At 69.9% G+C, this 13281-nt stretch carries 14 protein-coding genes and 1 tRNA gene; 3 read left to right on the top strand and 12 right to left on the bottom strand.

From position 1 onward, the window contains the following. Positions 1–230: 230 nt before the first annotated feature. The 8 genes from rplL to ACFWU9_RS10565 form a co-directional block, all read right to left on the bottom strand. Complete coding sequence (rplL, locus tag ACFWU9_RS10600) at positions 231–617, bottom strand: 50S ribosomal protein L7/L12 (protein WP_384316412.1); 387 nt, start codon at positions 615–617, stop codon at positions 231–233. A gap of 84 nt (positions 618–701) precedes the next feature. Continuing rightward, positions 702–1259, bottom strand: coding sequence for a 50S ribosomal protein L10 (rplJ, locus tag ACFWU9_RS10595; protein ID WP_384196770.1), 558 nt, complete (start codon positions 1257–1259; stop codon positions 702–704). A gap of 316 nt (positions 1260–1575) precedes the next feature. Continuing rightward, positions 1576–2520, bottom strand: coding sequence for a hypothetical protein (locus tag ACFWU9_RS10590; RefSeq protein WP_384316410.1), 945 nt, complete (start codon positions 2518–2520; stop codon positions 1576–1578). A gap of 142 nt (positions 2521–2662) precedes the next feature. Beyond that, on the bottom strand, positions 2663–3385 hold the full coding sequence (gene rplA, locus ACFWU9_RS10585) for a 50S ribosomal protein L1 (RefSeq protein ID WP_384316408.1): 723 nt from the start codon (positions 3383–3385) through the stop codon (positions 2663–2665). 97 nt (positions 3386–3482) lie between these two features. Further along, positions 3483–3917, bottom strand: coding sequence for a 50S ribosomal protein L11 (rplK, locus tag ACFWU9_RS10580; protein WP_078075574.1), 435 nt, complete (start codon positions 3915–3917; stop codon positions 3483–3485). Between the two features lie 201 nt (positions 3918–4118). Next, positions 4119–5021: a transcription termination/antitermination protein NusG gene (gene nusG, locus ACFWU9_RS10575; RefSeq protein WP_384316406.1), complete on the bottom strand. Its 903-nt coding sequence runs from the start codon at positions 5019–5021 to the stop codon at positions 4119–4121. A gap of 80 nt (positions 5022–5101) precedes the next feature. Then, positions 5102–5392: a preprotein translocase subunit SecE gene (gene secE, locus ACFWU9_RS10570; protein ID WP_384316404.1), complete on the bottom strand. Its 291-nt coding sequence runs from the start codon at positions 5390–5392 to the stop codon at positions 5102–5104. A gap of 108 nt (positions 5393–5500) precedes the next feature. Then, positions 5501–5573: transfer RNA gene (locus tag ACFWU9_RS10565), tRNA-Trp, on the bottom strand. A gap of 226 nt (positions 5574–5799) precedes the next feature. On the opposite strand from ACFWU9_RS10565, the gene ACFWU9_RS10560 reads away from it, so the two are divergent. Continuing rightward, positions 5800–7026 carry a pyridoxal phosphate-dependent aminotransferase gene (locus ACFWU9_RS10560; RefSeq protein ID WP_384316402.1) on the top strand — a complete coding sequence of 409 codons (1227 nt, stop codon included), beginning with the start codon at positions 5800–5802 and terminating at the stop codon, positions 7024–7026. 126 nt (positions 7027–7152) lie between these two features. Next, positions 7153–8211, top strand: a complete 1059-nt coding sequence (locus ACFWU9_RS10555) for an adenosine deaminase (RefSeq protein WP_384316400.1) — start codon at positions 7153–7155, stop codon at positions 8209–8211. 18 nt (positions 8212–8229) lie between these two features. Here ACFWU9_RS10555 and ACFWU9_RS10550 read toward each other — a convergent pair whose 3' ends face one another. After that, positions 8230–8832 carry a TetR/AcrR family transcriptional regulator gene (locus tag ACFWU9_RS10550; RefSeq protein ID WP_384316398.1) on the bottom strand — a complete coding sequence of 201 codons (603 nt, stop codon included), beginning with the start codon at positions 8830–8832 and terminating at the stop codon, positions 8230–8232. Positions 8833–8954: 122 nt separating this feature from the next. Here ACFWU9_RS10550 and ACFWU9_RS10545 point away from each other — a divergent pair, with 122 nt between their 5' ends. Beyond that, complete coding sequence (locus ACFWU9_RS10545) at positions 8955–9590, top strand: NAD(P)-dependent oxidoreductase (RefSeq protein WP_384316396.1); 636 nt, start codon at positions 8955–8957, stop codon at positions 9588–9590. A gap of 52 nt (positions 9591–9642) precedes the next feature. On the opposite strand, the gene ACFWU9_RS10540 is transcribed toward ACFWU9_RS10545, so the two are convergent. The 3 genes from ACFWU9_RS10540 to ACFWU9_RS10530 all read right to left on the bottom strand — a co-directional run bounded on the left by ACFWU9_RS10540 (position 9643) and on the right by ACFWU9_RS10530 (position 13036). Then, positions 9643–10698, bottom strand: coding sequence for a UDP-N-acetylmuramate dehydrogenase (locus tag ACFWU9_RS10540; RefSeq protein ID WP_384316394.1), 1056 nt, complete (start codon positions 10696–10698; stop codon positions 9643–9645). 138 nt (positions 10699–10836) lie between these two features. Further along, positions 10837–12282 carry an MFS transporter gene (locus ACFWU9_RS10535; RefSeq protein ID WP_384316392.1) on the bottom strand — a complete coding sequence of 482 codons (1446 nt, stop codon included), beginning with the start codon at positions 12280–12282 and terminating at the stop codon, positions 10837–10839. A gap of 109 nt (positions 12283–12391) precedes the next feature. Beyond that, a complete protein-coding gene (locus ACFWU9_RS10530) occupies positions 12392–13036 on the bottom strand; it encodes a TetR/AcrR family transcriptional regulator (protein ID WP_384316390.1) in 645 nt (214 codons plus the stop codon). Between the last annotated feature and the right edge of the window lie 245 nt (positions 13037–13281).

Here is a 13281-nt window from a genome sequence, read left to right as displayed (position 1 = left end):
TTTTTTTTATAATAAAAAGCTCTTGGTTCCGGCCGGTTTATCAAAACCAACGCCGCCCCCGAACATCCCCCCAGCACCCCCCCCCCCAGTGGTTGGGGGGGGCCCCCCGGGGGGGGCCCCCCCCCTTCTCGTCAACGCTCCGCGCCGGACTCGGCGCGATGCCGTCACACCTGACCCACGCGAGCCGTCGCGGCTCCCGTGGGGCGGGTGATCAGCGGGGTCCTACGAGGTCACTTGACCTCGACGGAGGCGCCTGCGGCCTTGAGGGACTCGGCGGCCTTCTCGGCGGCCTCCTTGGCGACCTTCTCGACGACGGGCTTCGGCGCGCCGTCGACGAGGTCCTTGGCCTCCTTGAGGCCCAGCGAGGTGAGCTCACGCACGACCTTGATGACCTGGATCTTCTTCTCGCCGGCACCCGTGAGGATGACGTCGAACTCGTCCTGGACCTCTTCGGCCTCGGCGGCGGCACCAGCGGCACCGCCGGCGGCGGCCACGGCGACCGGGGCGGCGGCCTTGACGTCGAACTTCTCCTCGAAGGCCTTCACGAAGTCGGAGAGCTCGATGAGGGTCAGGGTCTCGAACTGCTCGAGCAGCTCGTCCTGGGACAGCTTCGCCATGATGGCGTCCTTCCACTATGTCGGCAGGTGCCGGATGTATATGACGGCGGGCGTACGGTGGGCCCGCTGCGACGCGGCGCCGAACTACTCGGCGTCGGCCTCGGCGGGAGCCGGCGTACCGGCACCGCCCTGCTCGACCTTGGCGCGAAGGGCGTCCGCGGTGCGGACGAACTCCGACAGCGGGGCCTGGAACGTCGCCGCGGCCTTGGCCATCGACGCCTTGATTCCACCGGCCACCTTGGCGAGCAGCACCTCGCGGGACTCGAGGTCCGCGAGCTTCTTGAACTCGTCGGCGCTGAGCGCCTTGCCATCAAGGACTCCGCCCTTGATGACGAGATTCGGGTTGTCCTTGGCGAAGTCACGAAGACCCTTCGCCGACTCCACCGGGTCACCGGTGACGAAGGCAACCGCCGTCGGACCCGCGAACAGGTCGTCCAGCGTGTTGATCCCGGCCTCGTTGGCCGCGATCTTGGTCAGCGTGTTCTTCACCACGGCGTACTGGGCGTTCTCACCGAGGGAACGACGCAGCTCCTTGAGCTGCGCCACGGTGAGACCCCGGTACTCGGTCAGCACGGCGGCGTTCGAGCTGCGGAACTGTTCCGTCAGCTCGGCCACCGCGGCAGCCTTGTCGGGCCTTGCCATGAGCGTCGGCCTCCTTCCGGGTGATGAGGACCGCTCAGAAGGGGCCGAACCATGCGAAACGCCCCGGCGCAGGCGCACGGGGCGTAGCTCAACCGGGGTCTCACCCGGGAACTCTCCTCGAATCACCTACGCGGGTCGTCCACCTGTGGCGGATCCTTCGGTCGCCTCACCCTCTTGCGAGAGCACGGCGACGACCAGCGGTCTTTGGCTTCGTGTGAAGAGTACGTGACGCGGTTACCCGCAGGCAAATCCGGTCCCCGGGGCCGTAAACCCGCCCCGGAGACCGAATCCGCGGATCAGATCCCGGATCGGAGGATCAGATCCCCGAGTCCTCGGCGCCGGCGCCGAGGTCGCCCAGCATCTTGAACAGGTCGACGGTGTCGGCGGCCGGCGGCGTCTGGACCGAGGCCTTGGCCCCGTAGTCGCTGTAGCGCGCGCTGAGCTTCATCTCGCCCTGGGGCGAGTCCATCGCGACGTCCATCTTGACCGGGTAGCTGTCCTCGTTGACCCAGACCTCGGTGTCGTACCCCTTGATCCCGGTCTTCTTGATGTTGTCGAGGAGCTCCTTGCGCTCCTTCTCTCCGAGCACGTCGAGGCCCTCGTTCGACTCGAGCATCTCGGCGACGGTGAGCGTGCCCTTGTAGTGCTGCGCCTCGACCCCGTCTATCTTCTCGGAGCCGACGTGCTTCACGTTCGGCGAGTCCAGGAGGAGCGCGAGCTGCTGCGCCGGGTCCTGGTTCATGTTCTCCATGCCGCCGGTGAGCTCCTGGGCCGCCTGCGGGTCGCCCGAGGCCTCCGCCGCGGCGGCGAGGTCCAGCTTCATCCAGCGCTTGCCGTCCATGGTCTTGGCCGCCTCGGCGCCCATGTCCATGTACATGGCGTTCTTGACCCACACCATCCGGATCTTCTCCGGGGCGTCGGGCTCGGCCTGGAGCATCGAGCCGGACATGGTCATGTCCATCACCATGGGGTCCCACCCCATGACTCCGGACATCTCCATGTCGCCCGCCTCGCTCCCCGTCGCGGCGGCCGGCATCGACATCGTCATCGTGACCTTGGCGGACTTGGCGGCCGCCGTCTTCTCGTACGCCGCGGTCAGCACGTCCGTCACCGCGGAACGCGACTGGGGCTCTCCCTTGGCCGCCGAACTCCCGGCCTTCTTCGTCGAGTCCGAGTCACCGCTCTGACAGCCCGCGACACCCGCCACGACGGCGACCGCGGTCAGCGAGACGCCGACGCGCCCCCATGTCGACATGGTCATACCCCACCCCTTTTTCCGATGTTCCTAGTTGCAAGGTATCGCACGGATATGACAGTCCGCTCACGCCAAAGCCGGCCCCCGCACCCCCTCAGAGGTGCCGGAACCGGCTCTTGACAAACGGTGGTTCGACTGCTGCCTGGGATCAGACGGAAGCCGGGTCCTCCTCGACGAGGAGGTTGCGCGTGCGGTTGGCGTCCAGCGGAATGCCGGGGCCCATCGTCGTCGCCAGGGTGGCCTTCTTGATGTAACGGCCCTTGGCGGCCGACGGCTTGAGACGGAGGATCTCCTCCAGCGCCGCGGCGTAGTTCTCGACCAGCTTCGTCTCGTCGAAGGAGACCTTGCCGATGATGAAGTGCAGGTTCGAGTGCTTGTCGACGCGGAACTCGATCTTGCCGCCCTTGATGTCCGTCACGGCCTTCGTGACATCGGGGGTGACGGTGCCGGTCTTCGGGTTCGGCATCAGACCACGCGGGCCGAGGACCCGGCCGAGGCGGCCGACCTTGCCCATGAGGTCCGGGGTGGCGACGACGGCGTCGAAGTCGAGACGGCCCTTCTGGACCTCTTCGATCAGCTCGTCGGAGCCGACGATGTCGGCGCCCGCGGCGCGCGCTGCCTCGGCACGGTCACCGGTCGCGAAGACCAGGACCCGGGCGGTCTTGCCGGTGCCGTGCGGGAGGTTCACGGTGCCACGGACCATCTGGTCCGCCTTGCGCGGGTCGACACCCAGACGCATGGCGACCTCGACGGTGCCGTCGAACTTGGTGGTGTTGGTGTCCTTGGCGATACGGACGGCTTCGAGCGGAGGATACGTACGCTCCGCGTCGATCTTCGCGTCCGCGCTGCGGAGTGCCTTGCTGCGCTTCACTTCTGCTCCTGGTGATTCATTCAGGTGTGGAGTTCGTGGTGCGGGCCGCGCATGGCCCTTCCACTTGGCGCGCCCGAGGGGGCCCGCCGGGCTGGACTCAGCCCTCGACCGTGATGCCCATCGAACGGGCGGTGCCGGAAATGATCTTCTCGGCGGCGTCCAGGTCGTTGGCGTTCAGGTCGGGCATCTTGGTCGTGGCGATGTCACGGACCTGCGCGCGGGTGAGCTTGGCGACCTTCTTGACGTGCGGCTCGCCTGAGCCCTTGTCCACACCGGCGGCCTTGAGGATCAGCTTGGCGGCCGGCGGAGTCTTGGTGATGAAGGTGAAGGAGCGGTCCTCGTAGACCGTGATCTCCACCGGCACGACCATGCCGCGCTGCGACTCGGTCGCGGCGTTGTAGGCCTTGCAGAACTCCATGATGTTGACGCCGTGCTGACCGAGCGCGGGGCCGACCGGCGGTGCCGGGTTGGCCGCGCCGGCCGAGATCTGGAGCTTGATGAGCCCCGTGACCTTCTTCTTCTTGGGAGGCATGTGCTCTCTCCGGGTCCTAGTGAGAGTGTTCCGGCCCGGCCATCCGGTCGTCCGGATGCGGGCATACCGCGCAACGATAACGGGTACAGCTGCGCGGCCAAAAACCGAGCAGGTCAGACCCTCTCCCGCGAGTGGGGGCAATCCCCTGCGAGAGCCTGTCTGACCTGGTCGGAACTGGCTTTGGAGCGCGCGGGAGGCGCGTCAGTTCTTCTGGATCTGGTCGAAGCTCAGCTCGACCGGGGTCTCGCGGCCGAAGATCTCGACGAGGCCCTTGACCTTCTTCGAGTCGGCGTTGATCTCGTTGATCGTCGCCTGGAGCGTCGCGAACGGGCCGTCGGTGACGGTGACCGAGTCGCCGACCTCGAAGTCCAGCACCTGGACCTCGACCTTGCGGGACGGCGCCGGCTTGCCCTCGGCCTCGGCCGCCTCGCGCGCGGCCTTCTCCTCGGCCTCGGGGGCGAGCATCTTGACGATCTCGTCCAGCGTCAGCGGGTACGGGTCGTAGGCGTTGCCGACGAAGCCGGTGACACCCGGCGTGTTCCGTACGACGCCCCAGGACTCGTTCGTCAGGTCCATCCGCACCAGGACGTAGCCCGGGAGCTTGTTCTGGCGGACGTTCTTGCGCTCGCCGTTCTTGATCTGGACGATCTCTTCCTCGGGCACCTCGGCCGAGTAGATGAAGTCCTCGACGTTGAGCGAGACGGCGCGCTGCTCCAGGTTGGCCTTCACGCGCTTCTCGTAGCCCGCGTACGTGTGGATGACGTACCACTCGCCGGGCAGCGTGCGCAGTTCCTCGCGGAGCGCGGCGACGGGGTCGGCAGCCGGCTCCTCCTCGACGAGCTCGGTCTCCTCACCGTCCTCGGCCTCGGAACCGTCCTCGGTGTCCCCGGCGCCATCGGCCTCAGCCTCGGCCACGGCTTCGGCAGCGTCCTCGTCCTCGACGTCCTCGGCGTGCAGCGCCGACTCCTCGGCCGGCTCGCCGGCCTCGGCGTCAGCGGCTTCGGCCTGGTCTGGCTCGACAGCGTCCGCCGCCTCCACGATGTCGGTCTCGTCCTCGCGGGACTCGACCGCCTCGTTGGCGTCGTTCAGGTTCGGGTCAGACACGTTGGCTGCTTCTTCCTGGCTTCACGATGGGTGGAACATGCGGAAAGGGACGCCTGTGGGCGCCCTCCGCCTCCGCGGCTCTAGCCGAAGACGTACTTGACTACTCTCTGGAAGCCGTAGTCCATCACGGTCACCAGACCGATCATGACGACGACGAAGACGATCACAACAGTCGTGTAGGTCGTCAGCTGGTTGCGAGTCGGCCAGACGACCTTGCGCAGCTCCGCGACGATCTGACGGTAGAAGAGCGCGAGACGGCCCATGGGGCCCTTCTTCCCACGCTTGCCGCCCTTGCGGCCCTTCTTGTTCGACTCGGGGGTCTCGTCATCGTCAGCATCAGGCTTGTCGATGGAGCCCACGGCGTCCGTCACGCTCTCTCACCTGATTCCGGGTCGTGGCCGTGCCGCGCCCGGTGGAGCCGCACGGCAGTGCTTTTGAAGTACGTACACGCGCACACATCCTGGCGAAGGAGTGTGTAGCAGGGCCGGAGGGACTTGAACCCCCAACCGCTGGTTTTGGAGACCAGTGCTCTACCAATTGAGCTACGACCCTTTGCGTTTTCCCCAACCTACCGCATCCGACCGAAAGCACGGGGTGCCCTGATCGGCGGTGGCGGGTGAGGGCCAACGACCAGTGAGTGTACGTGCTCGGGGGCCCGGCGTCGAACAGGTAACACCGGACCGGCTCTTGTCCGAACCTGTCCGCTCCCTGTCCGCGGGCTGTCCACTCGGCGAAACCCCTGTGCCCGGGTCTCGCGGGGTCTGGGACCATGGCCCGCATGAGCGCTGCAATTCCTCCGACCGAGCGCCGGGTCTCCGCCCGAGTCGGCGCAATCTCCGAGTCCGCCACCCTTGCCGTCGACGCCAAGGCCAAGGCCCTCAAGGCCGCCGGCCGGCCGGTGATCGGCTTCGGGGCGGGTGAGCCCGACTTCCCGACGCCCGAGTACATCGTCGAGGCCGCGAGTGACGCCTGCCACAACCCGAAGTACCACCGCTACACCCCGGCCGGCGGGCTCCCCGAGCTGAAGGCCGCGATCGTCGCGAAGACGCTGCGTGACTCCGGTTACGAGATCGACCCCGCGCAGGTCCTGGTGACCAACGGCGGCAAGCAGGCGATCTACGAGGCCTTCGCCGCGATCCTCGACCCGGGCGACGAGGTGATCGTCCCGGCGCCGTACTGGACGACGTACCCCGAGTCGATCCGGCTGGCCGGCGGTGTCCCGGTGGAGGTGGTGACCGACGAGACCACCGGCTACCGGGTCTCCGTCGACCAGTTGGAGGCGGCGCGCACCGAGCGCACGAAGGTCGTCCTCTTCGTCTCGCCCTCCAACCCGACCGGCGCCGTCTACAGCCGCGAGGACACCGAGGCCGTCGGCCGCTGGGCCGTGGAGCACGGCCTGTGGGTCATGACGGACGAGATCTACGAGCACCTCGTCTACGGGGACGCCGAGTTCACCTCGCTGCCGGCGATCCTGCCGGAGCTGCGCGACAAGTGCGTCGTCGTCAACGGTGTGGCCAAGACGTACGCCATGACCGGCTGGCGGGTGGGCTGGGTCGTCGGCCCCAAGGACGTGGTGAAGGCCGCGACGAACCTCCAGTCGCACGCGACGTCGAACGTGGCCAACGTCTCGCAGGCCGCCGCGCTCGCCGCCCTCACCGGCAGTCTCGACGCGGTGCAGGAGATGCGGACCGCCTTCGACCGGCGCCGGGGCACCATCGTCCGGATGCTCAACGAGATCGACGGCGTGGTCTGCCCGGAGCCCGAGGGCGCCTTCTACGTCTACCCGTCGGTCAAGGCGTTGCTCGGCAAGGAGATCCGGGGCACGCGTCCCGCGAGCTCGGTCGAGCTCGCCACCCTGATCCTCGAAGAGGTCGAGGTCGCGGTCGTGCCGGGGGAGGCCTTCGGTACGCCGGGGTATCTGCGGCTGTCGTACGCGCTCGGCGACGAGGACCTGGTCGAGGGTGTGGCACGGCTCCAGAAGCTGCTGGCCGAGGCCCGCGACTGAGAGCCGCGCAACGGCAGGAGAACACGGGTCCCCGGCGGTGTCCGGGGGCCCGTTCTTTCGTTCGGGCAAGGGCCCGAAGGTGGAAAGGGACTCCCGGAGTCCGTGTGAGTACGGCAAGATCCATGGATGGAGAACGTTTCCGGCCCCCCGCCTGACGACCGCGCCACCCGCGACATCCGTCTGCTGCCCAAGGCCCATCTGCATCTGCACTTCACCGGCTCGATGCGGCCCACGACCCTGCTGGAGCTGGCCGACAAGTACGGCGTCCATCTCCCCGACGCGCTCACCGGCGGCGAGCCGCCCCAGCTGCGCGCGACCGACGAGCGGGGCTGGTTCCGCTTCCAGCGGCTCTACGACATCGCCAGATCCTGTCTGCGCTCCCCCGAGGACATCCAGCGGCTGGTCCGCGAGGCCGCCGAGGAGGACGTACGGGACGGCTCCGGGTGGCTGGAGATCCAGGTCGACCCCACCTCGTACGCCCCGCTGCTCGGCGGGCTGATCCCGGCGCTGGAGATCATCCTGGACGCGGTGGAGGCGGCGTCCGCCGAGACCGGGCTCGGGATGCGCGTCGTGGTGGCGGCGAACCGGATGAAACATCCGCTGGACGCCCGCACGCTGGCGCGGCTCGCCGTGCGGTACGCGGACCGGGGCGTCGTCGGCTTCGGCCTGTCGAACGACGAACGCCGCGGTATGGCGAGGGACTTCGACCGGGCCTTCGCCATCGCCCGGGAGGGCGGGCTGCTCGCGGCGCCGCACGGCGGTGAGCTGAGCGGGCCCTCGTCGGTGCGGGACTGTCTGGACGATCTGCGCGCGAGCCGGATCGGGCACGGCGTACGGGCGGCCGAGGATCCGCGGTTGCTGCGCAAGCTGGCCGACCGGGGCGTGACCTGTGAGGTGTGCCCGGCGTCGAACGTGGCGCTGGGCGTCTACGAGAAGGCCGCCGACGTACCCCTGCGCACTCTGTTCGAGGCCGGGGTGCCGATGGCGCTCGGCGCCGACGACCCGCTGCTCTTCGGCGCGCGGCTGGCGGCCCAGTACGAACTGGTTCGCAAGCACCACGGGTTCACGGACGTCGAGCTGGCCGAGCTGGCACGGCAGTCGGTACGGGCGTCGGCGGCGCCGGCCGGGACACAGGACAAGCTGCTGGCGGGGATCGACGGGTGGCTGGAGGCCGACGGGGGCTGAGGGGGGTATGGCGGTCCGTCAGGGGCTGAGCACGGACCGGACCGTCCGCACCAGCGCTGGGGCGAACTCGTCGAGCGGACGCACCTGCTCGCCGTCCGGGAAGGCGCTCAGGAACGCCCGCTGGAAGCACGCCCCCAGCAGCAGCGAGGCCACGGCGTCGACGTCGGCATCGGCCCGTACGCGGCCGGCCTCGCGTTCGCCGCGCAGATAGCGGGCGAGTGCGAGCGGGGGCCACCCCGGGCCCGCGCCGAGGGCGCCGATTCCCTCGGCGTGCCGGCGCAGCAGCGCGGGTTCGGCGAAGAGCGAGGCGGCGATCGGGAAGGTCGCCTCGTAGAAGAGGGCCGCCTGGCGGACGACCTCGGTGAGATTCTCCTCGACGTCCCGGGGGGCGTCCGGGCCGAATGGGCCTTCGCCGAGTTCGGCGAGCAGCGGGCCGAGGCGGGGGAGCCGTTCCTCCAGTACGCGAAGGAAGAGCTCCTCCTTGCCGGAGAAGTACTTGTAGAGCGCGGCCTCCGAGCACCCGGCGGCGCGCGCGATCTCCTTGGTGGTGGCGCGGGCCAGTCCGATGGTGCCCATCAGCTCGGCGGCGGCGTCCAGGATGCGGGCCCGTGCGGGCTTCATGCGCGCTCCGATCGGTGCGTTGTGGTTCCACGCGGTCGATGAGGGTTGACGAGGGGTGGGTGGATACTCACCATAGAGGTGAGTGAATACTCACCCACCATAGAACGGAAGAGGCGAGGGCGATGAAGCTCACCGTGTTCGGAGCGACCGGGGGCGTCGGCCGGGAGATCGTGCGGCAGGGACTGGCGGCGGGCCATCACGTCACCGCCGTGGTGCGGGACCCGGCGCGGCTCGATGTCACCGGGGACCGGCTGGACGTGTTCACCGCGAGCGCGTTCGACGATCCCGGGTCGCTGCGGGCCGCCGTGGCGGGCCGGGACGCGGTGCTGTCCGGGGTCGGTCCGCGCGGACGCAAGGACGCGGGGATCGCCGCGCCGGTGACCCGCTCGATCCTGGCGGCGATGGACGCCGAGGGAGTGCGCCGGCTGCTGGTGGTGAGCGCGGCCCCGGTCGGCGAGGTGCCGGCGGACGAGCCGCTGGTGGGGAAGATGGCCATGGGCATGGTCAAGGTCGTACTCAAACCCGTCTACGCGGACCTGGCCCGGATGGAGGAGGAGCTGACCCGCAGCGGGACCGACTGGACCTCGGTCCGGCCTCCGCAGCTGCTGGACCGGCCGGTGACGGGCGTCTACCGCGCGGTGGTGGGGGCCAACCCGCGCGGCGGCAGCAAGATAGGCCGCCCGGACCTCGCCCACGCGATGCTGGCCATGATCGACGACCCGGCGACGGTGAAACAGCCGGTGGGAGTCGCGTACTGAGTCGCGGGACCGGGGCGGGGACACGGCGGCCCCGGGGCCGGGACACGGTGGCTCAGAGGCTGACGCCGACCGTCACCGGCTCGGGGACCAGCGTGATCCCGAACGCCTCGCGCACCCCCCCGACGACCTCCCGCGCGAGCGCGAGCAGGTCCTCGGTGGTGGCGTGGCCCCGGTTGGTCAGGGCGAGCGTGTGCTTGGTGGAGATGCGGGCCGGGCCGGCGCCGTATCCCTTGGTGAAGCCCGCGCGGTCGATCAGCCAGGCCGCCGAGGTCTTCGTGCGGCCTTCCCCCGCCGGGTACGCCGGCGGCGTGGCGTCCGGGCCCAGCCGCTCGGCCGCGCGGGCCAGGAAGGCCGCGTACGCCGTGTCGTCGAGGATCGGATTGGTGAAGAAGGAGCCGGCCGACCAGGTGTCGTGGTCCTCCGGGTCGAGCACCATGCCCTTGCCCGCGCGGAGTTGGAGCACGGCGCTGCGGGCGGCGCCGACCGGGACGCGGTCGCCCTGTTCGACACCGAGCGCGCGGGCCGTCTCGGCGTACTTGAGCGGGGCCGAGAGCCCCCCGGCGTCCTCCAGCGCGAACCGGACGCGCAGGACGACGTAGCGCTCGGGGTGCTCCTTGAAGCGGCTGTGCCGGTACGAGAACGCGCACTCGGCGTTGGCGAGGGTCAGGGTCTCGCGGGTGACGCGGTCGTAGGCGACGACCTCGGTGATGGTGCTGGACACCTCCTGGCCGTACGCGCCGACGTTCTGGATCGGTGTGGCGCCGGCCGAGCCGGGGATGCCGGCCAGGCACTCGACGCCCGCGAGACCCGCCTCGACCGTACGGGCGACGGCGTCGGTCCAGGTCTCGCCTGCGGCCAGTTCCAGCGCCGTACCCGTGAGATCGGAACCGCGTGTCGCGATCCGCAGGGCGGTGCCGTCGAAGCCCTTGTCGCCGATGACCAGATTGCTGCCGCCACCGATGATCAGGAGCGGCGTACCGGCGTCGTCCGCCTCGCGCACGGCCCCGACGACCTCGGCGTCGGTGGTCGCGGTGATCAGCCGGGTCGCGGGGCCGCCGAGACGGAAGGTGGTCAGGGGGGCGAGAGGGGCGTCCTGGAGTTCCTGCACGGGACAAGACTACGGTCCGGTCCGCGGACGATTCGTCTGCGGACCGGACCGGTGGCCGTGCCGGGCGCCGTCGGACGCCTCGCGGAGTGACGTCGGCCGCCCTCGCGGAGCGCCCTCCGGCCCTCGTACCTGGCGGCGTCAGACACCCACCGTCTTCCGCTCCCCCTCCGCCTGCGAGTCGCGCACCACCGTCGTCCTCCCCCGCGCCCGGCGGCCCGGCATCGCCAGGGCCGCCAGCGCCGCGACCCCCACGACCGCCGATCCGATCCACAGCGCCGGGACGGTGCCGTCGACGAAGATCCGCGGTGTCTCGTAACCGCCCTGCGCGGAGAACACCGCCCCGAGGACCGCCACACCGAGCGCGCCGCCGACCTCGCGCAGCGCGTTGTTGGCGCCGGACGCGATCCCCTGCTCCTCGGGCCGGACGCTGGACATGACCAGGCTGGCGGCGGGGGCGAAGTAGAGCGCCATGCCGATCCCGCTGATGACCAGGGCGGGCAGCTGCGCCGCGTACGACACATCGGGCTCGATCACCGTCGCGAACAGGGCGAGGCCGAGAGCCTGGAGGGCGAGACCCGCGGTGACGACGGGCCGGCCGCCGATCCGGTCGGAGAGGATTCCGGCGAGCGGGGCGACGATCAGCGGCATCGCGGTCCAGGGCAGCATCCGCAGACCGGCCTCGGTGGGCGAGTAGCCGGCGACGCCCTGGAGGAACTGGCTGAGCAGGAAGATCGAGCCGAACATGCCCAGGAACATCAGCAGGCTGGCGGCGTTGATCCCGGCGAAGGTGCGGTTCTTGAACAGCCGCATGGGCAGCATCGCGTCGGGCCGGCGGATGCCGTGGTGCACGAAGCCGCCGATCAGGGCCGTGCCGACGATCAGCCCGGTGAGGACGAGCGGGCTGGTCCAGCCCTCGGCGTTGGCGGTGACCAGGGCGTAGACGATGCCGAAGAGGCCGCCGCTGATGAGCAGGGTGCCGGGGAGGTCGATCCGGGCGTTCGGGGCGTACGACTCCTTGAGCCGTGTCCTGGCGAGCGGCAGCAGGACGAGGCCGACCGGGACGTTCAGCCAGAAGATCCACTCCCAGGAGATGTGCTCGGTGAGGCTTCCGCCGACGAGCGGCCCGGCGGCGACGGCGATACCGGTGGCGGCGCTGAAGATGCCGAGGGCCGCGCCGCGCTTCGCGGCCGGGACCGCCGCGGTGAGCAGGGTGAGCGCCAGCGGCATCATGATCGCCGCGCCGACTCCCTGGACGGCGCGAGCGGCGATCAGGCTGTTGATCCCCGGCGCGACCGCCGCGGCTGCCGACGCCGCCGTGAAGATCGAGAGACCGGAGACGAAGAGTCTGCGGCGGCCGAACCGGTCGCCGAGGGCGGCGCCGAACATGAGCAGCACCGCGAAGGTGAGGGTGTAGGCGTTGACCGTCCACTCCAGGTCGGCGAGTTGGCCGCCGAGGTCGTCGCGGATGGACGGGAGGGCGGTGGTGACAACGAGGTTGTCGAGTGCCGCCATGAAGCCGGCGGCGCCGGTGATGACGAGGGCCCAGGTGGCGTTCGCGCCGCCGCGGGCTGCTGGCTGGTTCATCGGTCTCCCCGATTCGATTCGATGCGGTTCTGGTTGGCTGCTGGTTAGTTATTGATGACTAACTTTCTAGGCCATGAAAAGAGCGAGCGATTCAACCGCTCGCTTCGACTCAGCCGCAGGTCCTGGCCTCCGCCGGGCCGGTCACCGGCCGATCACCGGCCGGCCGGTCGCCGCCCGACTGTTCGGCGCCCGGCTGTTCGGCGCCCGGCCGCGCGGAGTCGTAGAAGCCGGTCCAGACGCGATGGCCGGCCGGGAACCCCATCGCGACAAGGGTGTTGATCAGCATGCCGTACGCCAGGAACGCCGTGGTCTCGTCCGGGTCCGCGCCGAGCGCCAGATGCGCGGAGTCCCAGAGGACCTCCCACCCGGCCCGTACGGAGCGGCCGAACTCGTGGTCCCCCGCGGCCTCGGCCGAGGCGACCGCGACGTACGTCTGCATCTGCATCATCAGCTTCTCGGGGTCCTCCGCGATGAGCCGCTGATAGGCGGTGCCCATGGCGTGGACGGCCTCTTCGGCGTCCAGACCCTCGGATGCGGCCTCGAAGATGCCCCGGACGTCGAGAAGGCAGCGCTCCGACGCGGCGAGGAAGATGGACTGCTTGTTCGGGAAGAGCCGGAAGAGGTACGGCTGCGAGACACCCACGCGACGGGCGATCGCCTCGGTGGAGGTGCCGTGGTAACCGGTGCGGGCGAATTCGGTGATCGCCGCGCGGATCACACTTTCGCGTCGCTCTTCTGCGCTCATCCTGACCATGGGAAGTAAGTTATTGATTGATAACTTACTTGTCAAGGGCCGAGGCTGGGGCCGAACCGGGCTCTTGCTGTGGCGCGGGCGCTGGTGCTGGTGCCGGCTCAGGCGCCGGCCAGGGCTCGGACTTCCGGCCCCGGCCGGGGAACGGGCCGGGGGGCGGGCCGGGCGCCCGGGGGGGGGCGGCCGGGCCGCGGGCGCGCGGGGGGGGCCGGGAGGCGCGCAGCGAGAACGGCCGGGGCAATCACCCC

Origin of the sequence: Streptomyces sp. NPDC058653, from assembly GCF_042716895.1 — a bacterium.
Taxonomy (GTDB): domain Bacteria; phylum Actinomycetota; class Actinomycetes; order Streptomycetales; family Streptomycetaceae; genus Streptomyces.
Note: the sequence above shows the minus strand (reverse complement) of the source record. Positions and strands in the feature narration are given on the sequence as shown.

Excerpts from the sequence above, each read along its gene's own strand:
- rplL (WP_384316412.1), bottom strand. The coding sequence starts at position 617 with ATGGCGAAGCTGTCCCAGGACGAGCTGCTCGAGCAGTTCGAGACCCTG.
- rplJ (WP_384196770.1), bottom strand. The coding sequence starts at position 1,259 with ATGGCAAGGCCCGACAAGGCTGCCGCGGTGGCCGAGCTGACGGAACAG.
- ACFWU9_RS10590 (WP_384316410.1), bottom strand. The coding sequence starts at position 2,520 with ATGACCATGTCGACATGGGGGCGCGTCGGCGTCTCGCTGACCGCGGTC.
- rplK (WP_078075574.1), bottom strand. The coding sequence starts at position 3,917 with ATGCCTCCCAAGAAGAAGAAGGTCACGGGGCTCATCAAGCTCCAGATC.
- ACFWU9_RS10560 (WP_384316402.1), top strand. The coding sequence starts at position 5,800 with ATGAGCGCTGCAATTCCTCCGACCGAGCGCCGGGTCTCCGCCCGAGTC.
- ACFWU9_RS10555 (WP_384316400.1), top strand. The coding sequence starts at position 7,153 with ATGGAGAACGTTTCCGGCCCCCCGCCTGACGACCGCGCCACCCGCGAC.
- ACFWU9_RS10550 (WP_384316398.1), bottom strand. The coding sequence starts at position 8,832 with ATGAAGCCCGCACGGGCCCGCATCCTGGACGCCGCCGCCGAGCTGATG.
- ACFWU9_RS10545 (WP_384316396.1), top strand. The coding sequence starts at position 8,955 with ATGAAGCTCACCGTGTTCGGAGCGACCGGGGGCGTCGGCCGGGAGATC.
- ACFWU9_RS10535 (WP_384316392.1), bottom strand. The coding sequence starts at position 12,282 with ATGAACCAGCCAGCAGCCCGCGGCGGCGCGAACGCCACCTGGGCCCTC.
- ACFWU9_RS10530 (WP_384316390.1), bottom strand. The coding sequence starts at position 13,036 with ATGGTCAGGATGAGCGCAGAAGAGCGACGCGAAAGTGTGATCCGCGCG.